A 611-nucleotide genomic window follows, 5' to 3' on the forward strand; every position below is an offset into this window, starting at 1 on the left:
CCGGCAGTGAACAACACCACGGGGAGCTTGCCGGTCGCGGCGATTTCCTTGACCAGCTCGTACGGGGCCTGGAGCTCCTTGGCCGCGACATACAGCTCGTCCTCGGGAAGGGCGGCCAGCTTGGCGATCTCGGCACGGATCTTGCGCATGTGCCCGGTGGCGTTGGAAACATCGCCGGTACCGGCTTCACCCTTGGAGCGGATCATCGCCGCGCCTTCGTTGATACGGCGCAGAGCCTCACCAAGGTTGGTGGCACCACAGACGAACGGCACAGTGAAGTTCCACTTATCGATGTGGTTGATGTAGTCGGCCGGGGTCAGGACCTCGGACTCGTCGATGTAGTCGACACCGAGGGACTGCAGGACCTGGGCTTCGACGAAGTGGCCGATGCGGGCTTTGGCCATGACCGGGATGGACACGGCAGCGATGATCTGATCGATCATGTCCGGATCTGACATGCGGGACACCCCGCCCTGGGCGCGGATGTCGGCCGGGACGCGTTCAAGCGCCATGACAGCCACGGCACCGGCATCCTCGGCGATGCGGGCCTGCTCGACGTTAACGACGTCCATGATGACGCCGCCCTTGAGCATCTCAGCCATGCCCCGCTT

The 611-nt window shown here is 64.0% G+C and carries 1 protein-coding gene; it reads right to left on the reverse strand.

What is annotated here, in order from left to right; translation table 11 throughout:
* Positions 1-611: pyridoxal 5'-phosphate synthase lyase subunit PdxS (locus tag FQP90_RS23020; RefSeq protein WP_144653435.1), on the reverse strand; the 611-nt coding region annotated here is incomplete at both ends.

Source organism: Paenarthrobacter nitroguajacolicus, assembly GCF_007786235.1.
GTDB classification, from domain to species: Bacteria; Actinomycetota; Actinomycetes; order Actinomycetales; family Micrococcaceae; genus Arthrobacter; species Arthrobacter nitroguajacolicus_A.